Origin of the sequence: Catenulispora sp. GP43, assembly GCF_041260665.1 — a bacterium.
Classification (GTDB): Bacteria; Actinomycetota; Actinomycetes; order Streptomycetales; family Catenulisporaceae; genus Catenulispora.
In genome coordinates, this window is the sequence record NZ_JBGCCT010000003.1 from 178,853 (window position 1) to 204,706 (window position 25,854).

The following is a 25,854-nucleotide window of genomic DNA, read 5'->3' on the forward strand; positions in this document are numbered from 1 at the left end:
GGTTAAGCACTGTTTTCGGCCCGCCCCGTGATCTAGGAATCTATTACCTGGCGGGTAATCGCGCCAGGTGTCATCCCCCTGAGAACCTTGATCTCGTCAGCGAATACGACAGCTTGAGGAGACCAGCGAAATGACCGCCTACGCACTGGCAAGCGTCCGCTCCGTCGAACTCTGCGCGGACATCATCGAGTACCTGGAGCGGATCCAGGGGACCATGGACCCCTTCGGCGGACGCTTCGCCTTCCACGGCGGCGCGAAGGACGTCGTCGAGGGATCGTGGGACGGGGACATGATCCTCATCGAGTTCCCCACCCTGGAAGCCGTCAAGGCCTGGTGGAACTCGGCGGAGTACCAGGCCATCAAGCACCTGCGGACCGACCACATGGCCGCCGACATCGTGCTGTTCGACACCCTGCCGCGGGACTACAACGTCGCGGAGACCGCGGCCAAGCTCGCGACCATTATTTGAGCAGGCCGCGCTTGTACGCCTCGGAGACCGCAGCCGCCCGATCGCGGACACCGAGCTTGGCGTACGCGTGCAGCAGGTGGGTCTTGACCGTGGCCTCACTGATGAACAGAGTGCGGGCGGTCTCACGGTTGGTGGTGCCGGAGGCGACGAGGCGCAGGACTTCCAGTTCACGGTCGGTCAGCGCCTCGCCGGCGGGCGTGGCGGGAGCCGCCGGCGCCTGGACCCGGGTCATCAGCCGCTGCGCGACCGTCGGCGCCAGCACCGGCTGCCCTTCGGCCGCGGCACGGACCGCGCGGATGAGGTCCTCGCGCGGCGCGTCCTTGAGCAGATAGCCGGTCGCGCCGGCCTCGATCGCGGGCAGCACGTCGGACTCGGTGTCATACGTGGTCAGGACCAGGACCCTGACACCAGGCTGCTCGACCCGCAGCCGCCGGATCGCCTCGACGCCGCCCATGGCCGGCATCCGCAGATCCATCAGCACCACATCGGGCCCCAGCTCCGCGGCACGCACCAAGGCCTGTGCCCCGTCGGCGGCCTCGCCGGCCACCTCGAAGCCCTCCTCGCCGTCGAAGACGCCGCGCAGGCCGTCGCGGACGATCGGATGGTCGTCCACGATCAAGAGGCGGATGAGAGTCACGCGCGCCATCATCTCGCGGTCGGCACCGCGCCGGGCAACTCGGGCAGTACTGCCGCTTCTGTCGGTGCGGTCGGTTCTGGCGGTGCGACCGGCACTCCCGCCCCCACCGGCACCACCGGCACCGCCGCGCTGATCGCGGTCCCGTCCCCCGGCTCGCTCTCGATCGTCAGCGTCCCGCCGACCTGCTTGAGGCGCGAGCGCATCGCGGTCAGCCCGTAGCCGGTCCCGTTCTCCGAGGGCTCCCCGCCCGGCTCGAAGCCGCGTCCGTCGTCGACCACGTCCAGGACGACCACGTCCGTCGTGTAGGACAGCGTCACCCCGACCCGTCCCGCGCCCGAGTACTTCCCGGCATTGGCCAACGCCTCCTGCGCGGCCCGGAACAGCACCACCTCCGCCTCCGGCGGCAGTGCCACCGCGTCCCCGGAGATCTCGACGCGCGCCGGGATCCCCGCGGTCCGCGACCAGGACGCGGTCAGCTCGGCCAGTGCCTCCGGCAGCTGGGCCACCGTCAGCGGCCCCGGCCGCAGGGCCTGGACCGATCGGCGCGCCTCGGCCAGGCTCTCGCGGGCCAGTTCCCGGGCCAGTCCCAGGTGGTGCCGCCGCTTGTCCGTGTCGTCCTCGAACCGCTCCGCGACCTCCAGCTGGCGCACGATGCCGGTCAGCCCCTGCGCGATGGTGTCGTGGATCTCCCCCGCCAGCCGCTGCCGCTCGTCGAGCACGCCGGCCTCCCGGGCCTGGGCGACCAGCTGTGCGTGCAGCCCCGCGTTCTCCTCCAGCATCTCGCGCAGCCGCTCGTTGGCCTCGGCCAGTTCGCGCCGGTGCTCCTGCTCCGCCGCACCCCGGACGGTCAGGGCGCCGGCGATCATCAGGTTCACCGCGAACAGGACGAGATACAGGTAGACGCCGGCGCCGTGGATGTATGCGATGCCGCCCATCTGCGTCGTCGCCATGGCGGCGGCGGTGCCCGCGATACCCGCCAGCTTCGTCCGGCCCGGGAGGACCATCGCGTGCAGGTATCCGGTGAAACCGAAGAAACCGAAGAGCGGACTGGTCAGGATCAGGGTCCCCATCAGCGCGAGCAGGACCACGTAGTAGACCGTCGCCCGCAGCACCGGAGGATCCGGGTCCTCCAGCATGGCCATGCCGCGCGGCAGCCACAGCGCCACCGCCGCCGAACCCCCGACGACCACGGCGTAGTGCACCGGGGTCCGGGGGCCGACGATCAGGGCCAGGGTCAGGGAGATGGCCAGGCCCGCGTACGGGATCCACCTCAGGGCCTTCGCTTCTTCCATCACTCCCACTTGAAGAATCGGGCCGCGGCCAGCGCGCCGCCGACCGTGTACGCGGCCAACACCGTCAGATGCTGCCAGGCCGCGCCGGTCCCGGACCAGGTGTCCACGATCGCGCCGTACGGCACGAACCCGCTGATGGTGCGCAGGAAGTGCGGCAGGGTCTGGAGCGGGACGTAGACCCCGGCGAAGAAGAAGTTCAGGATCATCGTCGGCACGCCGAACCCGGTGGCCACCCCGGCCGAGGGCGCGAGCGCCGAGATCAGCAGTCCGATCGCCAGCAGCGCCGTCGTCCCCAGGACGTAGGACGCCAGCATCAGCACCGGGTGCGCGGGGAACGCGGCCCCGAAGCCGACCACCCCGATCAGCACGACCGAGGCCGCGGTCGCGGCGGCCGTCGTGGCGATCACGGCGACCTGCGCCGCGAGCAGTCCGGCGGCCGGCACCGGCGAGACAGCCAGCCGCCGCAGCACTCCGCGCTCCCGCAGGTCGGCGAACGACACCGGCAGCGCGGTCAAAGCGGTCAGCACCGACGAGAGCATCGCGAAGGTCGGCACGTAGACGTCCAGCGTCGTCTTGCCGCCGAGCGAGGCCGAGGGCTTGCCGAACGCCGGGACGAAACCGAAGACGGTGATCAACGCGATCGGCAGCACGACGCCGGACAGCACCACCGCCGGCTCCCGCCACAGCAGCCGGGCCTGGGTGCGGACCAGGGTGCGGAACCCGTTGCCGGTCATCCGGAACTCGGGCAGCAGACGCGAGGAGCGGGAGGAGAAGGTCGCGGTGCTCATCAGGACTCCTGGGCGGGGGTGGCGGATACTGCGGCGGAGACGGCGGCGGCAGCGCCGGCGTCGGGGATCGTGTGGCTGGTCAGCGCGATGAAGGCGTCGTCCAGGCTGGCCTGCTCGACGCGCAGCTCGGCGGCGATGATCTGCCGCCGGGCCAGGTAGGCGGTGACCGCGCCGATCACCTCGGAGGTGCCCGTCACCTCCAGGTACGCGCCGTGCCGCTCGACGGTGCGCACCTCCGGGAGCGCCAGCAGCAGCGCGTCCTCGACCGGTTCGGAGGGCCGGAACCGCATCCGCTGGCCTGCCGCCGGCCCGCGGTCCGCCAGCCCCGCCGGGGTGTCCACGGCCACCACCCGGCCGGCGTCGATGATCGCGACCCGGTCGCAGAGCCGCTCGGCCTCCTCCATGAAGTGGGTGACCAGCAGCACGGTGACCCCGGCGGCGCGAACCTGCTCGACCATCTCCCAGGCGATGCGCCGGGCGTGCGGGTCCAGGCCGGTGGTCAGCTCGTCCAGGACCACCACCCGCGGGTTGCCCACCATCGCCAGCGCCACGGCCAGGCGCTGCTTCTGGCCGCCGGACAGCTTCCGGAACCGGGCCGTGGCCTTGTCCGTCAGGTCCCACTGCGTCAGCAGCCGCCCGACGTCGGCGGGCTCGCGGTAGAACGACGCGTACAGCTCCAGCGCCTCACGCACCTGGATCTTCGCCGGCAGCTGGCTCTCCTGCAGCTGCACCCCGAGCACCTGGCGCAGTTCCTCGCGGTCGCGCACCGGGTCCAGGCCCAGGACCCGGATGGACCCGGCGTCCGGCGTCCGCAGACCACTGATGCACTCGACGGTGGTGGTCTTCCCGGCGCCGTTCGGCCCGAGGATCCCGAAGATCTCCCCCTCGCCGATGTCGAACGAGACATCGGCCACGGCGGTGGTGGCGCCGTAGGTCTTCTTGAGGTTCCGCACCTCGATCGCTGTCATGACTCAAGGTTCGCCGCCGGGCACCCCTCGGCGGATCGACCAGCGAGCTCGTTCCCGGCGCCGATCCGGCTGAGGACCGGCATCCACCGATCGGTGGATGCCGGTCAGCCGTCAGGCCGCGTGGTAGAGGTTCTGCGCGTCGACCAGGCCGCGCCGGATCAGGTCCTCGGCGGCGTCCGCGGCGCGGTCCACGTGGTAGTCCAGGTCCTTCTTCTCGGTCGAGGAGAAGTCCTTCAGGACGAAGTCCGCGGGATCCTGCCGTCCCGGCGGGCGCCCCACGCCGAAGCGCACCCGGAGATAGTCCTTGGTCCCTAGGGCCGAGGTGATGGAGCGCAGGCCGTTGTGGCCGTTGTCGCCCCCGCCGAGCTTCAGGCGCAGCGCGCCGTAGTCGACGTCGAGTTCGTCGTGCACGACGACGATCTGCGCCGGCTCGATCTTGTAGAAGTCCCGCAGCGCCTTCACCGGGCCGCCGGACAGGTTCATGAAGGTCTTCGGCTTGGCCAGCACCACCCGCGGCCCGCCGATCCCGAGGCGGCCCTCCACGACGTCCGCACGGGCCTTGTGGGACTTGAACTTGCCGCCGACGCGCGAGGCGAGCAGGTCCACCACCATGAAGCCGGCGTTGTGCCGGTTGCCGGCGTAGCCGGGCCCGGGATTGCCGAGGCCCGCGATCAACCAGAGCTGATCGCGGGCCTCGGAAGTGGTCATGAGGACCAGAATAGCGAAGCGCGGAGTGCTTACTCCGCAGCCGCCTCCTCGGACGCGGCCTCGCCGGCCTCGCCCTCGGCGGCGCCCTCACCCTCGGCGGCCTCCTCGGACACCTCGGCGCGGGTCACGACGACCTGCAGCACCAGCTGGTCGCCGTCGGTGACCAGCTCGGAGCCGGCGGGCAGCGGGAGGTCGCGGACGAAGAGCTGGAAGCCCTCCTCCTTGCGGTCCACGTCGACCTCGATGCCGGTCGGGATGTGCGTGGCCTCGGCGGTCACGGTCAGGTTGTTCAGCGAGTGGTCCAGGACCGCGCCGGTGACGACCTCGCCGGTGACGGTGATCGGGATGTCGACGGTGACCTTCTCGCCGCGGCGCACCAGCAGCAGGTCCACGTGCTCCAGGGTCCGCTTGACCGGGTCCTTCTGCACGTCCTTGGGCAGCGCCAGCTGGCTCTTGCCGTCGCCGAACTCCAGGTTCAGCAGCACGTTGGGGGTCCGCAGCGCGATCATGAGGTCGTGACCCGGCAGGAGCACGTGCCGCACGGACTCGCCGTGGCCGTACACGACACCCGGGATCTTGCCGACAGCGCGGGCACGGCGGGCGAAGCCCTTGCCGAACTCGGTGCGGTCCTCTGCGCTTATACGGATCTCAGCCATTTCGGTTCTCCTTGTTTCGTCGATAACGGCGCAGGATGTCCATCCCCGCCCTCGCCGGACAAAGGTCCAGCCTAGCGTGCACAAACCAGTGCTCCCGACCACAACATGGCCGGGAGCACCAGGGGGAGGCTCAGTGGTTGTGGTCGTCGAACATCGACGTGACCGAACCGTCCTCGAAGACCTCGCGGATCGCCCGCGCCAGCATCGGCGCGATCGACAGCACGGTCATCTTGTCGAACCGCTTCTCCTCCGGGATGGGGAGCGTGTTCGTGAAGATGACCTCGCTGATCCGCGAGTTCTTCAGCCGGTCGGTGGCCGGGTCGGACAGCACCGCGTGCGTGGCGGCGATGATGACCTCGGCCGCGCCGTTCTCGAACAGCGCCTCGGCGGCCGCGCAGATGGTGCCGGCGGTGTCGACCATGTCGTCGACCAGCACGCAGGTGCGGCCCTTGACGTCGCCGACGATCTCGTGGACCGAGACCGTGTTCGGGATGTTCGGGTCGCGGCGCTTGTGCACGATCGCCAGCGGCGTGTTCAGGCGGTCGGTCCAGCGGTCGGCGGTACGCACCCGGCCGGCGTCGGGGGAGACCACCGTCAGCTTCGAGGCGTCGTACTTGCCCTTGATGTAGTCCACCAGGATCGGCAGCGCGAACAGGTGGTCCACCGGGCCGTCGAAGTAGCCCTGGATCTGGTCGGTGTGCAGGTCCACCGCCATCAGCCGGTCGGCGCCGGCGGTGGCGAAGAAGTCCGCCATCAGGCGCGCGGAGATCGGCTCGCGGCCCTTGTGCTTCTTGTCCTGGCGGGCGTAGCCGTAGAACGGGGTGATGACGCTGATCCGCTTGGCGGAGGCCCGCTTCAGCGCGTCCACCATGATCAGCTGCTCCATGATGGAGTGGTTGATCGGGGCCGAGTGGCACTGGATCACGAAGGCGTCGCTGCCGCGCACCGACTCCTCGAATCGGGTGTAGATCTCGCCGTTGGCGAAGTCGTGCGCCTTCATGGGGGCGATCTCGACCCCCAGCTCTTCGGCGACTTCCTGGGCCAGCTCGGGGTAGGCACGTCCGGTGAAGAGCATGAGCTTCTTCTCACCGGTGGTCTTGAGGCCGGTCACGGTGGGTTCTCCTAAGAGACGAGGGGCCGTAGCTCTTTCATACTCTCAGACGCAACGGGCTGTTCAGACCGCGTCCCCCTGCCCTTCGGGCTCGTCGCCTGTGGGATTGGTCTCAACGGCTGTCTGCACGGTCCGCGCCGCCCGCTCGATCGCACGCTCCGCGGCCTGCGCCGCCACCGAGTCCGGGCGCTTGCGCGCGACGTACCCGGCGATGTTGCGCTGCCGCCCGCGCGCCACCGCCAGTTCCCCGGGACCCACCGGCATGTTCACCGCCGAACCCGCGGCGATGTACGCGCCGTCGGCGACTTCGGCCGGGGCGATCAGCGTGGTGTTGGTGCCGACGAAGGCGTGGTCGCCGATGCGCGTGGGGAACTTGTCGTAGCCGTCGTAGTTGGCGGTGATGACGCCGGCGCCGATGTTGCAGCCCTCGCCGATCGTGGCGTCGCCGATGTAGGCCAGGTGCGGGACCTTCGTGCCCTCGCCGATCGTCGACTTCTTCATCTCCACGAAGCCGCCGGCCTTCGACTTGCGGCCGAGCTTGGTGCCCGGGCGCAGGTAGGTGTACGGCCCGACGGAGGCCTCCGGGCCGATCTCGGCGCCGTCGGTGGTGGCGTTGGTGACCCGCGCGCGCTCGCCGACGACGGTGTCCTTCAGCGTGCAGTTCGGGCCGACGTCGGCCCCGGCGGCGATCCGGGTCGCGCCCTCGAGCTGGGTGTTGGGGCGGACGGTAACGTCCGGCTCCAGGGTCGCGCGCACGTCGATCCAGGTGGTCGCCGGGTCCACGATGGTGACGCCCTCGACCATCCAGCGCCGGGTGATCCGCTGGTTCATCAGCCGCCGCAGGTCGGCCAGCTGCGCGCGGTCGTTGGCGGCCAGCACCTCGTGGTAGTCGGCGGCGACCACGGCGCCGACCGGCAGGCCGTCGCCGACCGCGATCGCCAGCACGTCGGTGAGCAGCTCCTCGCCCTGGGCGTTGTCCGTGGTCAGGCGGCTGAGCGCGTCGCGCAGGACCTTGCCGTCGAAGGCGAAGATCCCGGAGTTGATCTCGCGGATGGTGGCCTGCGTCGGGTCGCAGTCCTTCTCCTCGACGATGCCCAGGACCCGGCCCTCGGCCGTGCCGTCCGGCTCGCGCAGGATCCGGCCCAGGCCCGTCGGGTCCGGCACGACGGCGGTCAGGTCGGTCACGGCGTTGCCGGCCTTCTCGTGCGCGGCGATGAGATCGCGCAGCGTGTCCCCGGTGACCATGGCACCGTCGCCGAGCAGCACCAGGACCGTGCCCTCGACGTCCTCGCCGCCGGCGGTCAGCGCCTCCATGGCCAGCCGCGCGGCCTGCCCGGTGCCGTTCTGCGGCTCCTGCACGACGATCCGGGCCTCCGGCGCGATCGCCTCGACGTGCGGGGCGACCAGGTCCCGGCCCTTGCCCACGACCACCGCGAGCCGGCGCGGGGCCAGCTCCTGCGCCGCGGCCACCACGTGGCCGAGCATGGTGCGCCCGCACAGCTCGTGCAGCACCTTCGGCGTCGCGGATTTCATCCGCTTGCCCTCGCCGGCGGCCAGGATGACGACGGTCGGCGCGTGCTGGTCGGTCATGAAGCGACTCCTAGCGTGGGTGCGGTGCGGCGCGCCGCACTTCGGCGGCGGCGGTTCCCTAGGAGGGTAGCGATCGTGGAGAAGGGTTGCGAGCAAGCACTCCGCGGACCGGCGGCCGACGGCCGCGTCCGGAAGACGTCCCCCCAGAGCTCCGCCACCAGGACTCGAACCTGGACAAACAGATCCAAAGTCTGCTGGGCTGCCAATTACCCCATGGCGGATCGTCGTCGCCAGTTTCGCACATCCGCGGGCCTTCACGCGCTCTGGTTTGCGTGCCGCCGCACCCGGCCGCGACGGCGTGCGGAGGCCACCGAAGTGAGTACGCCGATCCGACATCCGGGCGTCACCCGCCGTGTCATCCTTGTCACCCAACCTACGGCAGCGTAAGTTGCGGTCAGTTCCCCCCCCGATCCGCCAGCCCCACCAGGGCACTTCCCCCCAAGGCATGATCGCGATGACGGCAACGTCCGTACCCCAGCAGCAGCCGGCCGCACCGGCGCCCATCCGCGGCACCCTCGGCGGCGAGACCCAGACCTTCAAGGAGCGCCTCGCGCTGAGCCTGGTCATCGGGGTGCCGTTCGCGGCCCTGGTGGCCGCCGTCCCCGTGGTCTGGGGCTGGGGCCTGACGTGGACCGATCTGATCATCGCGGTGGTGATGTACGCGATCAGCGGGCACGGCATCACCGTCGGCTTCCACCGCCTGTTCACCCATTCTTCGTTCAAGGCGAAGAAAGCACTGCGCGTGGTCCTGGCCATCGCCGGCTCCCTGGCGGTCCAGGGCCCGGTGATCCGCTGGGTCGCCGACCACCGCAAGCACCACCGCTACAGCGACCGCGACGGCGACCCGCACTCGCCGTGGCGCTACGGCGAGACCGTCCCGGCCCTGATGAAGGGTCTGTGGCACGCGCACATCGGCTGGCTGTACAACGCCGAGCAGACCAACCAGCAGCAGTACGCCCCGGACCTGCTGAAGGACCGCGCGATCGTGCGGGTCTCCCGGGCCTTCCCGATCCTGGTGCTGGTCTCGCTCCTGCTGCCGGCGGCGCTCGGCGGCCTGATCACCTGGAGCTGGCAGGGGATACTGACCGCCTTCTTCTGGGGCTCGCTGGTCCGGATCGCCCTGCTGCACCACACGACCTGGTCGATCAACTCCATCTGCCACGCCGTCGGCGAGCGGCCGTTCCGCTCCCGCGACCGCTCCGGGAACGTCTGGTGGCTGGCGGTGCTCTCGATGGGCGAGTCCTGGCACAACCTGCACCACTCCGACCCGACCTCGGCCCGGCACGGCGTGCTGCGCGGGCAGATCGACTCCTCGGCCCGGGTCATCTGGCTGTTCGAGAAGTTCGGCTGGGTGCGCGACGTGCGGTGGCCGTCGCGGGAGCGGGTCTCCATGAAGCTTGGTGGGGAAGCGGCTCCTTAACGGGTGGTCGCGTGACGCCGCCCGGCACAGACGGAGGCATCCTCCGCCCCGGTCGCGTCATGTCGCGACAAACCTGAGAGAATGCCCTGGTGACTTCCCGAACCCCCGCCCCGGCGTCCCGCACCCGGATGAGCGGCAAGGAACGGCGGGAACAGCTCATCGAGATCGGCCGGACCCTGTTCGCCGAACGCGGCTTCGACGCCACCTCGGTGGAGGAGATCGCGACCAAGGCCGGCGTGTCCAAGCCGGTGGTGTACGAGCACTTCGGCGGCAAGGAGGGGCTCTACGCGGTCGTGGTGGACCGGGAGATGGCCAAGCTGCTGTCCATGGTGACCTCCGGCCTGACCGGCGAGCACGCCCGCGAACTGCTCGAGCAGGCCGCCTTCGCGCTGCTGGACTACATCGAGTCCAGCACCGACGGCTTCCGCATCCTGGTCCGCGACTCCCCGGTCACCACCTCCACCGGCAACTTCGCCTCCCTGATCTCCGACATCGCCTCCCAGGTCGAGGACCTGCTCGGGGTGCACTTCATGCACCGCGGCTACGACCCCAAACTCGCCCCGATGTACGCCCAGATGCTGGTCGGCATGGTCGCCCTGACCGGGCAGTGGTGGCTCGACGTCCGCAAGCCGCCCAAGGCCGAGGTCGCCGCGCACCTGGTGAACCTGGCCTGGAACGGCCTGTCCCACCTGGAGGGGCAGCCGCGCCTGATCGTGCAGGAGCAGGCCGAGGCGAAGGTGCGGCGCGCGGCGCGCAAGACGGCGCGGGCCGCGCGGGTCGAGACGAAGTAGGCGCGCAGGCAGATCGCGAGGCTGCGGCCGGATCGCGCTCGGCGGGCCTGACCGCGCGGCCCGGCAAGCAGATCGGCGTCTCGCGCGGCGGTCTGCCCGATCTCCGCCGCGAGCGCCGTATCGCGCCGCGCTCCTCACCTCACACCCCGCACCCACGCCGTTCCCGAGCGCCGACCCAGCCGATCGCCGGCTACTCCTCCCGCACCAGCACCGTCGCAGCCCCCGCCGACATGTTCGCCAGCACCCGCACCGCGGCCTCGTGCACCGTCACCGGCGCGTCCACCGCCTCCACGTCGCCGCGGCTCAGCGCCTTGCGGCGCAGTGTCTCGGAGGCCGAGGCGAGCAGTGCGCGGTGTGTGTACTCGCCGCGGGTCGGCCCCTTCTTGCCGGTCGAGGAGTACAGGCGCAGCACCGGGTCCTCGCCGCGGCCGGAGCTGGCCGCCACCTCGCGGGCCGCGCGCAGCAGCGCCTCGTGGGTCTCGTGGGTCTCCAGCCACTCCTCGTACTCGTCCTCGTGGCCGCCGACGGTGATCGTGCTGACCACCGAGGAGATCTCCAGCATCGAGTCCTCGATGAGTTCCACGAACTCCCCGCCGACGAACAGGATGCGCGCCTCGGCCTCGTTCAGGGCGTGGACCAGGTGCGCCCGGTCCAGGCGCCAGTCGAGCCAGGTGCAGACCAGGCCCATGTTGCTGGCCGCGAACAGCGTCTCGAAATGGACCGGGTGGTTGCGGGCGAGCACGGCGACGCGCTGACCGCGCTGGAGCCGGTCGCTGCGGATCCCGGTCACGCATTTGCGGATCCGGGCGTCGAACTCCGTCCAGTCCCATTCCTCGGCCCCGTAGGCCAGGACGGGACCGCGCGCGTTCTCGTCGAGGTTCACGCGCACGATGTCGCCGAGCCAGTGGAACTCCACCGGGTCGCGCGTCTCAGCACTTTGCGTGGCAGGCATGCCCCGATTCTGTGCCGTAACCGCCCCGCGCGCCAGCACTATGCGCGCGCGGGACTTACGATCTCCGCACGCCTCATCAGGCCAAAGTCACCAAAATCTGGTGTGCGTCCACGAACTGCCCCACCGCGCAGTCCACCGACCCGACCACTCCGTCACGCCCGGCCTTCACCTGGTGCTCCATCTTCATGGCCTCCATGGTCACCAGCACCTGCCCGGCCTTCACCCGGTCCCCGGCCGCCACGGCCACCGCGACCACGGTTCCGGGCACTTCAGCGGCCCCGTCGTCGGAGGCGAAGGCGTCGGCGTCGTCGGGGAAACGCGGCGTCGGCTTCCACGCCGAGTGCCCGCCGTCGCTGTCGTCGACCCACACCACGGTGTCGTCGGCAACCCGCACCCGGCACAGCCGGTCGACCCCGTCGACCGCCACGCGCACCGAGTCAGGACCCAGATCCTTCAGGGAAACCTCGTACTCGGCCCCGCCGTGGATCAGGTACAGCGTGGAACCGTCAAGACGGTAGGTAACCGGTGTTTCGGGCGCGCGGCGCACGTCCTGCCGCGTCCACGCCGCGTTGGCGCCGTCGTACGGCAGCAGCCGCCAGCCCGCCGGCGCGAACGCCGTGGCGCCGCCGGCCGCCCGGCGCCGGTACACCGACACCGCGATGGCCGCCGCCAGATGCGCGGTGACGTCGACCCGGTCCTCGGGCGCGGCCAGCGCGGGATGCAGGTCCAGGAAGTCGGTCCGCGTGGTCCCGGCCAGGAAGTCGGCGTTGCGCAGGATCGCGACGAGCTGGTCCCGGTTGGTCTTCACACCGTGGATGCGCATGCCCGCCAGCGCGGAGGCCAGCTTCAGCGCCGCGTCGGTGCGGGTGGCGCCGGTCGCGATCACCTTGGCCAGCATCGGGTCGTAGTAGTGCGAGACGACGCTGCCGCTGCGGACGCCGTCCTCATAACGGATCCCGGGCACATCGGCGTGCTCGTACAGGGCCAGCGTCCCGGGCGAGGGGATGTACTTGCGGGCCGGGTCCTCGGCGTAGAGGCGGACCTCGATCGCGTGGCCGCGCATGGCGTCCGTGCCGGGCGCGGTCAGCACCGCGCCGGTCGCGACCTCGAACTGCCGGCGCACCAGGTCCTGGTCCCACACCTCTTCGGTGACCGGGTGCTCGACCTGCAGCCGGGTGTTCATCTCCAGGAAGTAGTAGGAGTCGTCGGTGTCGTCGAACAGGAACTCCACGGTCCCGGCGCCGACGTAGCCGAGCTCGCGCACCAGCGCGCACGCGACCTCGCCCATCCGCGCCCGGACCGGCGCGCCGACCGCGGAGGACGGCGCCTCCTCGACGACCTTCTGGTGCCGCCGCTGCACCGAGCACTCGCGCTCGCCGTAGAACACGGCGTTCCCGTGCATGTCGCCGAACACCTGGATCTCGATGTGCCGGGACGCGGCCAGGTAGCGCTCCAGGAACACCGTCCCGTCGCCGAAGGCCGCCGCGGCCTCGCGCCGGGCCCCGGAGACCGCGTTCTCCAGCTCCTCCACCGAGGACACCAGCCGCATGCCCTTGCCGCCACCGCCGGCGGAAGCCTTCACCAGCAACGGGAATCCGACGCCTTCGGCGGCCTGGCGCCAGTCCTCCGGCTCGTCGGTGGTCAGCAGCGCGTCCGGCAGCACCGGCACGCCGGCGTCCTTCGCGATCGCCTTGGCCACGTGCTTGATGCCCATCTTCCGGATCGCCTCCGGCGAGGGCCCGACGAAGACGATCCCGGCCTCGGCGCACGCCTCGGCGAAGCCGGCGTTCTCCGACAGGAAACCGTAGCCGGGGTGGACGGCGTCGGCGCCGGTCTTGCGCGCGGCGTCCAGGATCTTCGCGACGTCCAGGTACGACTCGGCGCTGGTACTGCCGCCGAGGGCCACCGCGACGTCGGCTTCGCGCACGTGCGGCGCGTCGGCGTCCGGGTCGGAGTACACGGCGACGGTGCGCAGGCCCATCGCCTTGGCGGTGCGGAAGACCCGCCGGGCGATCTCGCCCCGGTTGGCCACCAGCACTGTCGAGAACGTCGGATACGTCGGCATGGCGTCACTGTCTCACAGGTCGGACAGTGGTTCATGGAGCTGTGAGCCGCGTCACCCGGCCCGCGCCACCCACCTCGGCATCACATCCGGAACGGCGCGAACGCCCGCGTCCCCGCCACCGGTCCGGAGTCGATCGCGGACAGCGCCAGACCCAGCACGGTCCGGCTCTGCCGCGGGTCGATGACGCCGTCGTCCCACAGCCGTCCACTGGCGTAGACGGCGTCGGACTGCCCGTCGACCATGGCCTCGATGAACTCGCGGGTCTGCGCGTCGGCCGCCTCGTCGTACGGCTGCCCGGCCTTCTCAGCCTTCTGCCGCTGCACGATCGACATCACCCCGGCCAGCTCCCGGCCGCCCATCACGGCGATCCGGTGGTTCGGCCAGGTGAACACGAAGCGGGGATCGTAGGCGCGGCCGGACATGCCGTAGTTCCCGGCGCCGTAGGAGGCGCCGACCATCAGCGTCACGTGCGGCACCGTGGAGTTGGAGACGGCGTTGATCAGCTTGCTGCCGTCCTTGATGATGCCGCCGCGCTCGTAGCGCGAGCCGACCATGAAGCCGGTGATGTTCTGCACGAACAGCAGCGGCACCTCGCGGGCGTTGGCCAGCTGGATGAAGTGCGCGCCCTTGTTGGCCTCCTCGGAGAACAGGATGCCGTTGTTGGCCAGGATGCCGACCGGATAGCCGTGGATCGAGCCCCAGCCGCAGACCAGGGTGGTGCCGTACAGCGGCTTGAACTCCGAGAAGCGGGAGCCGTCCAGCACCCGCGCCAGGATCTCCCGCACCTCGACCGGCCGCCGCAGGTCCATCGGGGCCAGCGCGAGCAGGTCCTCGGCGTCGTACAGCGGCTCGTCGGGACTCTCGGTGGGCCCCGGGCCGGCCTTGCGCCAGCGCAGGTCGGCGATGATCTGGCGGCCGATGCGGATCGCGTCCCGCTCGTCGCGCGCCAGGTGGTCGGCCAGGCCCGAGATCCGCGCGTGCATGTCCGCGCCGCCGAGCGTCTCGTCGTCGGTGTCCTCGTTGATGGCCATCTTCACCAGCGGCGGCCCGCCGAGGTAGACCGCGGCCTGGTTCTTCACCATCACCGTGAACTCGCTCATGCCGGGCACGTACGCGCCGCCGGCCGTCGAGGACCCGAAGACGATGGACAGCGTCGGGATCCCTGCCGCCGACAACCGCGAGATCCCCTTGAACGAGGCCCCGCCCGGCACGAAGATGTCCGCCTGCCGCGGCAGATCGGCGCCCGCGGACTCGGTGAGCGAGATCAGCGGAAGCCGGTTCCGCTCGGCGACCTCCAGCATCCGCAGCTGCTTGGCCACGCCCGACGGCCCGACCGCACCGCCCTTCACGGTCGGGTCGTTGGCGCCGATCACACACTCGACGCCGGACACCGTACCGATCCCGGACACCCCGCCGACCGTCTCGGCCGGATCATGCGTCCCGGCCAGCGCGGCCAGCTCCAGGAACGGCGAGTCCTCGTCCAGCAGCAGATCGAGGCGCTCCCGGGCCAGCAGCTTGCCGCGCGAGCGGTGGCGCTCGGCGTACTTCTCACCGCCGCCGGCCATCACCTTGCGCTGCAGTTCCCTGATCCGCTCCAACGCGGCCAGCACCGCCTCGCGATCGGCGCGCGGGCCTGGCGACGACGGGTCCAGTTGGGAGCGGAGCACGGGCATGGCAGCCTCTTCCTCGGCGCACGGCGTTCGGCACTACTGGTCGGTAACCTAAACCGGCGCGGGCGCCTCCGCAATCGATCACGGGACGCGCGCGCCGGTCGGGTGGGCTGTTCGGGCAGCCGCTCCGGAGCTTCGCCTACAACTCCTTCAACATGCCGCCGTCCACGACGAACTCGGAACCGTTGGTCCCCCGCGACCGCGGCGAGGCCAGCAGCACCACCGCGTCGGCGACCTCCTGCGGTTCCACGATCCGCCCGGTGCTCAACCGCAGATTCTCCGGCAGCACCTTGTCGAGCAACGTGTCCCGGTCGATCCCCATGGCACCTGCGAACATGTCCGCGACCCCGCCCTCGTCGGTCCACCAGTTGGTCCGCGTGACCCCCGGCAGCACGGTGTTCACCCGCACTCCCCGCGGCCCGAACTCCTCGGCGAGGCTCTTGGAGACGTGGCTGAGCGCCGCCTTCGCCGCCGCGTACTCGTAGTTGTTGGTGGCGGGCTGCCGGGCCAGCGTGGAGGAGACGTTGACGATCGCGCCCCCGCGCCCGACCAGATGCGGCAGCGCGGCGCGCGTCAGCCGCACCACGGCGAACAGGTTGAAGTCGAAGACGGCCTGCCAGTCGACGTCACCGCCGTCGAGGAAGGGACCGCGCGGCAGCACGACGCCGGGCGGCGGCCCCCCGGCGTTGTTGACGAGGACGTCCAGGCCGCCGAACGCATCGACAGCCCGCGCCACCAGCTCCGCCGGAAATCCCGGATCCATCAGGTCGCCGGCCGCATGAAGCAGATTCGGCCCGGCCAGCTTCGCCAACCCGGCCGACTCCGACCGGGAGGCGGCCGCGACGAAGGCACCTTCATCCAGCAGAGTCCTGACAACGGCGAGGCCGATACCCTTGCTGCCACCGGTGACGACGGCCACGCGGCCGCGCAGTGCGAGGTCCATGGGGACTCCTTGAGGTTCGATACAGGTGGTTGAAATCTCAACCACTCATCGATCCTGCGCTCCGGGGCAAGGCGGCGCTGGCGGGCTTCGGACGGGTCTTTTGGCCAAGCGCCCTACCGCCCTACCCTCGCCGAGCCCCGCCCGCGATCAGCCCCGGTGTCCGGGCCGCCAGCTCCGCGCCGGCCTTCGCCACCGAACCGGTGTCGTACGGGGGCTGCGGGTCGTACTCGATCCAGAGCTGCAGCGCCTGCGCGAACTCCTCGCCCTCGATCAGGCCGGCCAGGGTCAGGGCCATGTCGATGCCGGAGGAGACGCCGGCCGCCGTGACCACCTTGCCGCGGCGGACCACGCGTTCGGGGGTGTAGCGCGCGCCGAAGGCTTCGAGTTCGGGGACCGCGTTCCAGTGCGTGGTGGCGTCGAGGCCGTCGAGGATGCCCGCCGCGCCGAGCAGGAGGGCGCCGGTGCAGACCGAGGTGGTCCACGTGGTGGTCTTGTGCATGCGGGCGATCCAGTCCGTCAGGGGCTTGCGGGCCGCGTAGTCGCGGGTGCCGCGGCCGCCGGGGACCAGGAGGATGTCGCAGGCGTCGATGTCGTCGGGGGTGGCCTGGGCCTGCAGGCCGAAGCCGCCGTCGGCGCCGGGGATCAGGTCCGGCTTCGTCGCGACGAACACGACCTCGGCGCCCGGCAGGAAGCGGAGGACGTCGTACGGGCCGACGAGATCCAGCGGCATGAAGCCCGGGAACAGGGGGATGGCGATGCGGGTCATGGTCAACTCCTTGCATTAAAAAGCAGTGCCCTTATGTGCGGACACTGAAGTGCCGCCGGTACTCGCCGGGCGTGACCCGGACCGTCCGGTTGAAGGTCCGGTGCATGGTCTCGACCGTGCCGAAGCCGCAGGTGCGGGCGATCCGGTCCAGGCCGTCGCGCGTGCTCTCCAGCAGCCGCTGCGCCGCCTCGATCCGCGCGGCCTCGACGTACGCCGCCACCGTCATCCCGGTCTCGGCGCGGAACACCCGCGAGAAGTGCCGTTCGCTCAACGCCGCGCGCCGGGCGAGCGCCGCCAGGCTCAGGTCGTCGTCGAGATGGTCGGCGATCCACGCCTGCGCCTCGCGCAGCGCGTCGCGCCCCGGGCGCTGCGCCGCCAGCTGCCGGCTGAACTGCGCCTGCCCGCCGGGCCGCTGCACGAACACCACCAGCTGTTTGGCGATGCGCCGCGCCACCTCCGCGCCGTGGTCGTCCTCGACCAGCGCCAGCGCGAGGTCGACGCCGGCGGTGACGCCGGCCGAGGTCCAGATCGGGTCGTCGCGGATGAAGATCGGGTCCGCCTCGACGCGCACGCCGGGGAACCGCGCGGACAGTTCGTCGCAGGACTGCCAGTGCGTGACGGCCCGCCGGCCGTCCAGAAGTCCCGCGGCGGCCAGCAGAAACGCGCCGGAGCACACCGACGTGACCCGCCGCGCCCGGCCCGCCGCCGCCCGGACCCACTCGACGTGCACGGGATCCTCGCTCGCGGCCCGGACCCCGCGGCCGCCGACCACCACCAGGGTGTCGATCGGCAGCTCGGCGGCCCCGGCCAGGGTCCGGTGCGGCACGACGGCCAGGCCGTCCGACGCCGGCACCGGCTCGGCGGCCAGCGCCACGACCTCGGTCTGGTACCACCGGCGGGCCGGCGAGTACAGCCTGTCGGCCTGCGAGAACACCTCCAGCGGCCCGGTGAGGTCGAGCACCTGGAAGTCCGGGAAGACCAGGAAGACCACGCGGCGGCTCATGCCTCAAGCCTCGCCGCCGCCCCCGGAGTCCGCAATGACACAGGAGTGACGGATCCGGCCATGCCGGCCGGCCGGATCCGCCCCGGCCCCGCCCCCTGGAACCGAAGCCCAGGAACCGAACCCCTACTCGTGCGCTGTCATCGCGGCCACCAAAGCCTTCCCCATCTCCGGCGTCATCACGTGGAAGTGGCTGGTGATGAACTCGGCCGAATCCAGATTGCTGATCGCCCCGGCCGCGAACGCGTACCCCGCGCCCTGAACCGGGAGCATCTTGCTCCAGACCGACTCCGGCGAGGACAACGCGCCGTGCCGGCCGATCGCGCCGAACTCGTCGCGCACATCGCTGTCGCGCACCATCCCCGTCATGTCCGGCTCGTCCCCGGCCATCCGCGAAGCCAGCTCATAGGCGATGCCGACCATCTGGTCGTGGTGCGAGTACGTCACGACCACCGGCCCCCGCAACCGCCCGCCGAACAACCCCGGGCGGAACAGGCCGTCGTGTACACCGTCCCACTGCTTGGCGAACCCGAACTGGGAGAACGCCCCCTGGATCAGCGTCATCGACGACACCGGGAACGGCTCGCAGTCGGCCAGCGCCGAGGCCATCACCCGCGCCCCGAAGCTGTGCCCGGCCAGATGCAGCCGGACGTCCGGCCGGGCGGCGCGCACCGCGGCCAACACCGGGACCAGTCCCTTGCCGACCGCGCCGGCGCGCGCCTTCATCTCGTAGTAGGTCGCCAGGTTCATGACGGCGGAGATGCCGTCCTCCAGCGACCCGAACTTCTCCAGCAGCGCCCGGGGTTCCAGGCCGAAGAAGGCGGCCTGGTGGTCGCCGGGGTTGGCGTACTCCGCGGACACCGGCAGGCGCTCGATCTCGGCGCCGACGCGGTGCCGGATCCGGGTCACGAAGGACTCCGCGGCCCGGCCGCTCGGATCCCCGGCGGCCGCCGCCACCGCCGCGGCCTCGACCTCCGGGTCGGCGTCGAATCGTTTGGCCGGCCACAGGATCCCGAGGACGGCCAGTGCCGGCGGGGCGCCGCCGGCCTGGGCGATGGCCGCGGTGAGGCCGGTGTACAGGATCTGCGCACGTGGCGGGTCGTCGAGCCAGCCGTGCGAGAGCACGAGCAGGTCCGTCACGTCCGCGCCGAGGGCCACCGCCGGGGCGGCTCCTCGCAGGCTGGGATCGGCCACTTGACCGTCCGCTCCGAATGACAACTCTCCGTAGGCGAATCCGTTGAGGGTCACACCTGATATGTCCCGCTTCGGGCGGTCGGCGAAAAGTCCCGGGGCGGTTAATCTGAGATCAACCCCGAGAAGGAGATTCCAGCCGTGGCCGACGACGTCCAGACCCCGAAGCTCCGTGAAGCATTGAGCGGCATCCCCGCCTACAAGGCGGGAAAGAACCCCGACACTTCCGCCTTCAAGCTGTCCTCGAATGAGAACCCTTACCCGCCGCTGCCGGGCGTGCTGGAGGCGGTGCAGAAGTCCGCGGAGAGCTTCAACCGCTACCCGGACATGGGCTGCTCGGCGCTGAGCGCGGAGATCGCCGAGCGGTTCGGCGTGCCGGTGGAGCACGTCGCGACCGGCACCGGCTCGGTCGGCGTGGCCCAGCAGCTGCTGCAGGCCACCTCGGGGCCGGGCGACGAAGTGATCTACGCGTGGCGCTCCTTCGAGGCGTACCCGATCATCACCCAGATCTCCGGCGCCACCTCGGTGCGGGTGCCGCTGACCCCCGGCGAGCACCACGACCTGGACGCGATGGCCGCGGCGATCACCGACCGCACGCGCCTGATCTTCGTGTGCAACCCGAACAACCCCACCGGTGTCGCGATCGCCGAGGACGACCTGGTGCGGTTCCTGGACCGGGTGCCCCGCGACGTGCTCGTGGTGATCGACGAGGCATACCGGGAGTTCGTGCGGGACGAGGACATCCCCGACGGCGTGGACCTCTACCGCGACCGTCCCAACGTGGCGGTCCTGCGCACCTTCTCCAAGGCTTACGGCCTGGCCGGGCTGCGCGTCGGCTTCGCGATCGCGCACGAGCCGGTGGCCGCGGCGCTGCGCCAGACCGCTGTGCCCTTCGGCGTGAACAGCCTGGCGCAGGTGGCCGCGATCGAGTCGCTGCGCGCCGAGAAGCAGCTGCTGGAGCGCTGCGAGGCGCTGGTCCAGGAGCGCGACCGGGTCACCGCGGCGTTGCGCGAGCAGGGCTGGACCGTGCCGGAGAGCCAGGCCAACTTCATCTGGCTGCGCCTGGGCGAGCGGACCGCGGAGTTCGCCGCGGCGGCCGAGGCCGCCGGGATCGTGGTCCGGCCGTTCGCCGGCGAGGGCGCGCGCGTCACGATCGGCGAGGTCGAGGCGAATGACATCCTGCTGCGGGTCACGGCCGGATTCCGAGAGTAGGCCTGGTTCCGAGACTAGGCCTGGTTCCGCGAGCAGCCCGAGGCCCGGGGGCGCCCTCGCAGCCCCCGGCCTAGACTCGGACCGATGTCCGAATCGAGCGAATCGCCGGAAACCGCCGATCTGCGCGCCGCCCTGGCTGCCTCCCGCCGCCGCGAGTCCTGGCTCTCGGCGGCCACGGACGTCATCACCCTGATGCTGCTCGCCGAGGACCCGCACGACGTGCTGACCCTGGTCGCCGAGCGGGCCAGGGGGGCCTCCGGCGCCGACCACTGCTCCCTGCTGCTGCAGCACACGGACGGCAGCTGGCGCATCGACGTGGCCTCCGGACTGGCCGCCGACCGGGTCCGCGGTTCGCTCGTGGACCCGCACCGGCGCTCGGTGCAGGTGGCGGTCACCGGCCGGCCGTTCACGCTGGAGGCCGGGACCGCCGGGGCCGCCGGGGAGGCCGGGACCGCCGAGCTCGCGCCGCCCTTCCGCCGCTTCGGCGCCATCGTCTACGCCGCGCTGGCGCAGCGCGACGACCGGCCCATCGGCACGCTGGTGCTGGCCAACGCCCCCGGCGGCCGGAGCTTCGACGACGAGGACGTCCGGCTGGCCACCGCCTTCGCCCACCAGGCGGGCCTGGCGCTGGCGCTCACCGAGGCCCGCGCCGCCGAGGACCGGCTGGCCGTCTACGCCGACCGCGAGCGCATCGCCCGCGATCTGCACGACCTCACCATCCAGCGGATCTTCGCCGCCGGCCTGTCGCTGCAGACCCTCAGCCGCCGTATGGGCGGCCCCGATCCGGACCTGCCGGCCGCCGCCGAGCGGCTGGACGCCGTCATCGACGAGCTGGACGCCGTGATCGCCGAGATCCGCACCACGATCTTCGACCTCCAGCTGACCGCCGACCAGGAGGCGACGTCCACCCGCGCCCGGGTCCTGCGCGAGGCCTCCCGCGCGGCCCGGGTCCTCGGCTTCGAGCCCTCGGTCCGCTTCACCGGTCCGCTGGACGCACTGGTCGGCGGGGACAGCGGCGCGCACCTGGTGGCCGCCGTCCGCGAGACCCTGGCCAACGCGGCCAAACACGCCGGCGCCACCCGGGTCGAGGTGGTGGTGGCCGTCGAGGCCGGGCCCGGGGACTCCGCGACGGCCTCCACGCTGACCCTGGACGTCCTCGACGACGGCGGCGCCCCGATGCCGCGCTGGCGGCCGAGCCCACGCACCGCCCGGCAGGGGCTGACCAACCTCGCCGCCCGCGCCCGGGAACTCGGCGGCAGCTTCCACGCCGGTCCCGCCGACGGCGACCGGGGGACCAGGGTGACGTGGCGGGTGCCGCTGAAGCCGTGACGGCACCCGCCGGGCGTCACACGACCTGGACGGTCGCCATCATCCCCATGTCCTCGTGCTCCAGGTTGTGGCAGTGCGCCACATACCGCCCCCGGTAGGAGTCGAACCGCACCGCGAAGGTGATCTCAGAACCCGGAGACAACTCCACGGTGTCCTTCCAGCCGTGGTCGTACTCCCCGGGCCCGCCGGAGCCGCGGCCCGTCACCTGGAAATGGGCCCCGTGCAGGTGCACCGGGTGCCGCTCCACAGAGGTCACCGTCCACTGCTCGGTCTTGCCGAACACCGGCTTGAGCAGCGGACGCGCCGGGTCGAAGGCCTCGCCGTTCACGTGCCACTGGTCGCCGTCCAGCGCGAAGACCACGCGGCGCTTGGCCCCGTCCACGGTCAGCTTCTCGATCGTGGACAGCGTGGACGGGACCGAGGAGTCGTCCGAGGCCCGGGACGTCACCTTGAACTGCATCACCTGGCCGGGGCCGCCGCTGTCGGCGGTGTTCCGCAGGGTCACCGTCGAGCCGGCCGGGTACTTGGCGAAGTCGACGACCACGTCGAAGCGCTCGGCCGGGGACAGGTGCAGCGTGGAGTGGGTGATCGGCGCGGCCAGCAGACCGCCGTCGGAGCCGACCTGGACGAACTCACCGCCGCCCGGGCCGTCCAGCCTCAGTTCGTAGCGCCGCGCGTTGGAGGCGTTGACCAGCCGCAGCCGGTACTTCACCGCGGCGACCTCCAGGTACGGCCAGGGCGCGCCGTTCACCAGGATCACGTCGCCCTGCGCGCCGGGGGCGATCGACTTGTCCATGCCCGGCTTGCCGAGCAGCGTCGGGTCCTTCACCGGGTAGATCAGCTGGCCGTCGGCGTCGAAGGCGCGGTCGGCGATCATCAGCGGGATCTCGCGCTCGCCCTTGGGCAGCGGCAGCTTGTCGTCCTCGGCGTCGCGCACCACGCAGAGCCCGAACAGGCCGCGCCAGACCTGCGCCCCGCTGAAGTCCATGCGGTGGTCGTGGTACCAGAGCGTGGCGGCCCGCTGGTTGAGCGGGAACACGTAGTCCCGCCGCACGGCGGTCAGGTGCGCCTGCGGGTCCGCCATCGTCGGCATCCCGGCCATCCCGGCCATCCCGGCCATGCCGGGCATCGACGCGGCCGCGCCCGGATCGGCCATGTCCGCCAGCGCCTGCGGGAACACCAGGTCGGTGGGGAAGCCGTCGTCGCTGGGCGGCGTCAGGGCGCCGTGCAGGTGGGTGACGATCGGCACCGGCAGCTGGTTGGTCTGGTGCAGGACCATCGGCGTGCCGGCGTGCACATCCAGGTAGGGCCCCGGGAAGGTCCCGTTGTAGCCGAAGATCCTCGTCTTGTACCCGGGCAGGATCTCGACCTCGGCCTGCTTGAGCGTCATCGAGAAGTGGACGCCCTGGGCGTCGGTGGAGTCCGGGGCCAGCGGCTTGAGGACCGGCAGCGGGATGCTGAACGGCTCGGGCAGCCTCGCCTCGCTCGTCAGGGTCCCGGGGTTGATCCCGTCGTTGCCGGGCTTGGCGCAGCCGGCCAGCGTCGGCGCCAGCACCGCGGCCATCCCGGCGCCGCCGAACAACCGCAGCGCGCCGCGGCGGGACAAGCGCGGGCCACTCATTCGCCGGCCTCCGCGGCGGGGAAGGGCACGACCGCGGCGGCGGACGCGGCCGCCGGCGTGTAGGTGCGCATGATCATCGGCATGAGCTGCGCGACACCGCCCATCATCAGGACGCCCAGCGGGATGTGGATCCACATGACGTGGCCGAAGCCGGCCCCCGTCTGCACGATCTCGACGACCAGCAGGGCCGCCGAGATGGTGAACGCGGCGCGGGGCACCAGGCCCCTGCGCCACGCCGGAAACGCCAGGACGGTCATGACCAGGCACAGGGTCACGACGACCATGGCGTTGGTGGCATGCGAGTCGATGGCCGTGTCCTGACCGGACAGGAACAGACCGGCCAGGATCGGTTGCAAAAGGAAGGAAAGCGCGTGGAGCACAGCGACCACGCGAAGGGCAGGAAGCATCGGTACGTCCCCCTCGACGTATTCGTCTCTTACAGTTCGCGATGACCTCACGACCCTGGCACACCCGAGTTGATCTCTGCGTCCCTCAGCGGAAGGCAGCCGTCATACTCCGCTGGAAGTACCTGTCAGGACGTAGGCTGGTCAGGCCATGACGAACGACGCCCCCACCCCCGAGTCCACTCCGCCGCCCCCGGTCGACCAGGTCGACCTGGCCGCCGTCGAGGCCCAGCTGAGCCGCACGCCCCGGGGCGTGCGCCGGATCGCGCACCGCTGTCCGTGCGGCAACCCGGACGTGGTGGAGACCGCGCCGCGGCTGCCCGACGGCACGCCGTTCCCGACGCTGTTCTACCTGACCTGCCCCAAGGCGGCCTCGGCGATCGGCACCCTGGAGGCCTCGGGCCTGATGAAGGAGATGACCGAGCGCCTGACGGCCGATCCGGAGCTGGCCGCGGCCTACCGCGCGGCCGACGAGGAGTACCGGGCCCGGCGCGACGCCATCGAGGTCCTGGACGGCTTCCCGACCGCCGGCGGCATGCCGGACCGCGTGAAGTGCCTGCACGTCCTGGTCGGCCACGCCCTGGCCGCCGGGCCCGGCGTGAACCCGCTCGGCGACGAGGCGCTGGCGCTGCTGCCGGAGTGGTGGAAGTCCGGGCCATGTGTCACACCGGGCATGGAACCGGGTGCGTAGCGGAACATGAACGCTATGACCAAGCGCGTGGCCGCGATCGACTGCGGCACCAACTCCATCAGGCTGCTGATCGCGGACGTCCACCAGCGGACCGGCAAGACCGAGGACGTGGTGCGCGAGATGCGCATCGTGCGCCTCGGCGAGGGCGTGGACGCCACCGGCCGGCTGGCCCCGGCCGCACTGGAGCGCACCTTCAACGCGTGCCTGGAGTACCAGGACCTGATCGAGCGAAACAGCGGCGGCGAGCCGATCCCGCTGCGCTTCGTCGCCACCAGCGCCACCCGCGACGCCGAGAACCGCGGGGAGTTCGTCAAGGGGGTCAAGGGCATCCTCGGCGTCGAGCCGTACGTGGCCACCGGGGACGAGGAAGCGCGCTTCGCCTTCACCGGCGCCACCGCCGAGCTGCCGCACGACCGGCACCAGGCGCCGTACCTGGTCATCGACATCGGCGGCGGCTCGACGGAGTTCGTGCTCGGCGACGACGAGCGCGGCGTGATCGCCGCCCGCAGCGTCGACATGGGCAGCGTGCGGATGTACGAGCGGCACCTGAAGACCGCCGGCGTCGCGACCGAGGCGCAGGTCAAGGCCGCCCGCGCGGACATCGAGAAGCTGATCGACCGGGCCGCCGAGGCGGTGCCGCTGGACGAGGCGCGCACCCTGGTCGGCCTGGCCGGCACCGTGACCACGCTCGGCGCGGTCGCGCTGGACCTGCGGGAGTACGACTCCTCGCGCGTCCACCTGTCGCACATCTCGCTGGGCCGGGTCCGTGACATGACAGCGCAGCTGCTGGGGATGACGCCGGACGAGCGCAAGGCGGTCCCGGCGATCCACCCGGGGCGCGCCGACGTGATCGGGGCCGGGGCGCTGGTGCTGCTGGCGATCATGGAGCGGGTGGCGGCCAGCCTGGGAACGCCGGAGGTCGTGATCAGCGAGCGGGACATCCTGGACGGGATCGCCGCGAGTATCGCCTGACCTGCGAAAAGCATCCGAAGGCCGCTGCCACCGCATACCAGTGGGTGACAGCGGCCTTCGGGCTTTCACACGAGGGAAGCGGGTCGGGGTGGACCAGGCGATCAGGGACCAGCAGTTCACGGAGTTCGCGGTGGCGCGGGCCGAGAGGCTCCGGCGCACCGCGTATCTGATGTGCGGGGACTGGCACCGCGCGCAGGACCTCACACAGATCGCGCTGGCGAAGACCTACGCGGCCTGGCACCGGATCCACGGTGACGGGGCCGTCGAGGCCTACGTGCGGCAGATCATCGTGCGCGAGTTCCTGAGCCAGCAGCGGCGCCGCAGCTGGCACGAGCGGCCGTCGCGGGACCTGCCGGAGCAGGCCCTGGACGGCGGCCAGGACCAGGCCGACCTGCGCCTGTCGCTGCTGGCCGCGCTGGCGCGGCTCACCCCGAAGCGGCGCGCCGTCGTCGTCCTGCGGTACTGGGAGGACCGCAGTGTCGAGGAAACGGCGTCCGTTCTGCGCATGAGTCGCTCCGCGGTGAAGTCCGCGAGCCTGCGCGCCCTGGCCGACCTGAGGGTCCTACTCGGCGAGGACCTGCCGGTGTGAGAGCCCCGCGGCCATTTTC

At 71.4% G+C, this 25,854-nt stretch carries 25 protein-coding genes and 1 tRNA gene; 8 read left to right on the plus strand and 18 right to left on the minus strand.

What is annotated here, in order from left to right:
• The first annotated feature begins 130 nt into the window (after positions 1–130).
• Positions 131–469 (plus strand): DUF1330 domain-containing protein, encoded by a 339-nt coding sequence (locus tag ABH926_RS08010; RefSeq protein ID WP_370364747.1) that lies wholly within the window; start codon positions 131–133, stop codon positions 467–469.
• On the opposite strand, the gene ABH926_RS08015 is transcribed toward ABH926_RS08010, so the two are convergent.
• The 9 genes from ABH926_RS08015 to ABH926_RS08055 form a co-directional block, all read right to left on the minus strand.
• Positions 462–1,115 carry a response regulator gene (locus ABH926_RS08015; RefSeq protein ID WP_370365187.1) on the minus strand — a complete coding sequence of 218 codons (654 nt, stop codon included), beginning with the start codon at positions 1,113–1,115 and terminating at the stop codon, positions 462–464. The genes ABH926_RS08010 and ABH926_RS08015 overlap by 8 nt on opposite strands.
• The gene (locus ABH926_RS08020; RefSeq protein WP_370364748.1) at positions 1,115–2,398 is read right to left on the minus strand and encodes a sensor histidine kinase; all 1,284 of its coding nucleotides are present in this window, start codon (positions 2,396–2,398) and stop codon (positions 1,115–1,117) included. The genes ABH926_RS08015 and ABH926_RS08020 overlap by 1 nt, the downstream gene beginning before the upstream one ends.
• Complete coding sequence (locus tag ABH926_RS08025) at positions 2,398–3,186, minus strand: ABC transporter permease (RefSeq protein WP_370364749.1); 789 nt, start codon at positions 3,184–3,186, stop codon at positions 2,398–2,400. The genes ABH926_RS08020 and ABH926_RS08025 overlap by 1 nt, the downstream gene beginning before the upstream one ends.
• The gene (locus tag ABH926_RS08030) at positions 3,186–4,154 is read right to left on the minus strand and encodes an ABC transporter ATP-binding protein (protein ID WP_370364750.1); all 969 of its coding nucleotides are present in this window, start codon (positions 4,152–4,154) and stop codon (positions 3,186–3,188) included. The genes ABH926_RS08025 and ABH926_RS08030 overlap by 1 nt, the downstream gene beginning before the upstream one ends.
• A 111-nt stretch (positions 4,155–4,265) precedes the next feature.
• Positions 4,266–4,862, minus strand: a complete 597-nt coding sequence (gene pth / locus ABH926_RS08035; RefSeq protein ID WP_370364752.1) for an aminoacyl-tRNA hydrolase — start codon at positions 4,860–4,862, stop codon at positions 4,266–4,268.
• Positions 4,863–4,891: 29 nt separating this feature from the next.
• Positions 4,892–5,518: a 50S ribosomal protein L25/general stress protein Ctc gene (locus ABH926_RS08040; protein WP_370364753.1), complete on the minus strand. Its 627-nt coding sequence runs from the start codon at positions 5,516–5,518 to the stop codon at positions 4,892–4,894.
• A gap of 130 nt (positions 5,519–5,648) precedes the next feature.
• Positions 5,649–6,629 carry a ribose-phosphate diphosphokinase gene (locus ABH926_RS08045; RefSeq protein WP_370364754.1) on the minus strand — a complete coding sequence of 327 codons (981 nt, stop codon included), beginning with the start codon at positions 6,627–6,629 and terminating at the stop codon, positions 5,649–5,651.
• Positions 6,630–6,692: 63 nt separating this feature from the next.
• Positions 6,693–8,219: a bifunctional UDP-N-acetylglucosamine diphosphorylase/glucosamine-1-phosphate N-acetyltransferase GlmU gene (gene glmU, locus ABH926_RS08050; protein ID WP_370364755.1), complete on the minus strand. Its 1,527-nt coding sequence runs from the start codon at positions 8,217–8,219 to the stop codon at positions 6,693–6,695.
• Positions 8,220–8,368: 149 nt separating this feature from the next.
• A tRNA-Gln gene (locus ABH926_RS08055) sits at positions 8,369–8,440 on the minus strand.
• A 233-nt stretch (positions 8,441–8,673) separates the two neighbouring features.
• Here ABH926_RS08055 and ABH926_RS08060 point away from each other — a divergent pair.
• Positions 8,674–9,639, plus strand: coding sequence for an acyl-CoA desaturase (locus ABH926_RS08060; protein WP_370364756.1), 966 nt, complete (start codon positions 8,674–8,676; stop codon positions 9,637–9,639).
• A gap of 128 nt (positions 9,640–9,767) precedes the next feature.
• Positions 9,768–10,430 carry a TetR family transcriptional regulator gene (locus tag ABH926_RS08065; protein WP_370365188.1) on the plus strand — a complete coding sequence of 221 codons (663 nt, stop codon included), beginning with the start codon at positions 9,768–9,770 and terminating at the stop codon, positions 10,428–10,430.
• 190 nt (positions 10,431–10,620) lie between these two features.
• On the opposite strand, the gene ABH926_RS08070 is transcribed toward ABH926_RS08065, so the two are convergent.
• From ABH926_RS08070 to ABH926_RS08100, 7 genes are all read right to left on the minus strand, one after another.
• Positions 10,621–11,382 carry an AMP-binding protein gene (locus tag ABH926_RS08070; protein WP_370364757.1) on the minus strand — a complete coding sequence of 254 codons (762 nt, stop codon included), beginning with the start codon at positions 11,380–11,382 and terminating at the stop codon, positions 10,621–10,623.
• Between the two features lie 76 nt (positions 11,383–11,458).
• The gene (locus tag ABH926_RS08075; RefSeq protein WP_370364758.1) at positions 11,459–13,447 is read right to left on the minus strand and encodes a biotin carboxylase N-terminal domain-containing protein; all 1,989 of its coding nucleotides are present in this window, start codon (positions 13,445–13,447) and stop codon (positions 11,459–11,461) included.
• Between the two features lie 80 nt (positions 13,448–13,527).
• On the minus strand, positions 13,528–15,120 hold the full coding sequence (locus ABH926_RS08080) for an acyl-CoA carboxylase subunit beta (protein WP_370364759.1): 1,593 nt from the start codon (positions 15,118–15,120) through the stop codon (positions 13,528–13,530).
• Between the two features lie 136 nt (positions 15,121–15,256).
• Entirely contained in the window at positions 15,257–16,060 is an 804-nt protein-coding gene (locus tag ABH926_RS08085) for an SDR family NAD(P)-dependent oxidoreductase (RefSeq protein ID WP_370364760.1), read from the minus strand.
• Positions 16,061–16,181: 121 nt separating this feature from the next.
• Positions 16,182–16,826 carry a DJ-1/PfpI family protein gene (locus ABH926_RS08090; RefSeq protein ID WP_370364761.1) on the minus strand — a complete coding sequence of 215 codons (645 nt, stop codon included), beginning with the start codon at positions 16,824–16,826 and terminating at the stop codon, positions 16,182–16,184.
• A 31-nt stretch (positions 16,827–16,857) separates the two neighbouring features.
• Positions 16,858–17,829 (minus strand): GlxA family transcriptional regulator, encoded by a 972-nt coding sequence (locus ABH926_RS08095; protein WP_370364762.1) that lies wholly within the window; start codon positions 17,827–17,829, stop codon positions 16,858–16,860.
• 123 nt (positions 17,830–17,952) lie between these two features.
• Entirely contained in the window at positions 17,953–19,020 is a 1,068-nt protein-coding gene (locus ABH926_RS08100; protein WP_370364763.1) for a hypothetical protein, read from the minus strand.
• A 138-nt stretch (positions 19,021–19,158) separates the two neighbouring features.
• On the opposite strand from ABH926_RS08100, the gene hisC reads away from it, so the two are divergent.
• Both hisC and ABH926_RS08110 read left to right on the plus strand, forming a co-directional pair.
• Entirely contained in the window at positions 19,159–20,229 is a 1,071-nt protein-coding gene (gene hisC, locus ABH926_RS08105; RefSeq protein ID WP_370364764.1) for a histidinol-phosphate transaminase, read from the plus strand.
• Positions 20,230–20,313: 84 nt separating this feature from the next.
• On the plus strand, positions 20,314–21,558 hold the full coding sequence (locus tag ABH926_RS08110; RefSeq protein ID WP_370364765.1) for a GAF domain-containing sensor histidine kinase: 1,245 nt from the start codon (positions 20,314–20,316) through the stop codon (positions 21,556–21,558).
• 16 nt (positions 21,559–21,574) lie between these two features.
• Here the strand turns inward: ABH926_RS08110 and ABH926_RS08115 are convergent, their stop codons facing one another.
• A complete protein-coding gene (locus ABH926_RS08115) occupies positions 21,575–23,179 on the minus strand; it encodes a multicopper oxidase domain-containing protein (RefSeq protein ID WP_370364766.1) in 1,605 nt (534 codons plus the stop codon).
• A complete protein-coding gene (locus tag ABH926_RS08120; protein ID WP_370364767.1) occupies positions 23,176–23,559 on the minus strand; it encodes a hypothetical protein in 384 nt (127 codons plus the stop codon). The genes ABH926_RS08115 and ABH926_RS08120 overlap by 4 nt, the downstream gene beginning before the upstream one ends.
• Before the next feature lie 175 nt (positions 23,560–23,734).
• Between ABH926_RS08120 and ABH926_RS08125 the strand changes: the two genes are divergently transcribed.
• The 3 genes from ABH926_RS08125 to ABH926_RS08135 all read left to right on the plus strand — a co-directional run bounded on the left by ABH926_RS08125 (position 23,735) and on the right by ABH926_RS08135 (position 25,835).
• Complete coding sequence (locus ABH926_RS08125; protein ID WP_370364768.1) at positions 23,735–24,274, plus strand: DUF501 domain-containing protein; 540 nt, start codon at positions 23,735–23,737, stop codon at positions 24,272–24,274.
• Positions 24,275–24,289: 15 nt separating this feature from the next.
• A complete protein-coding gene (locus ABH926_RS08130; RefSeq protein WP_370364769.1) occupies positions 24,290–25,246 on the plus strand; it encodes an exopolyphosphatase in 957 nt (318 codons plus the stop codon).
• An 88-nt stretch (positions 25,247–25,334) separates the two neighbouring features.
• The gene (locus ABH926_RS08135) at positions 25,335–25,835 is read left to right on the plus strand and encodes a SigE family RNA polymerase sigma factor (protein WP_370364770.1); all 501 of its coding nucleotides are present in this window, start codon (positions 25,335–25,337) and stop codon (positions 25,833–25,835) included.
• The last annotated feature ends 19 nt before the right edge of the window (positions 25,836–25,854 follow it).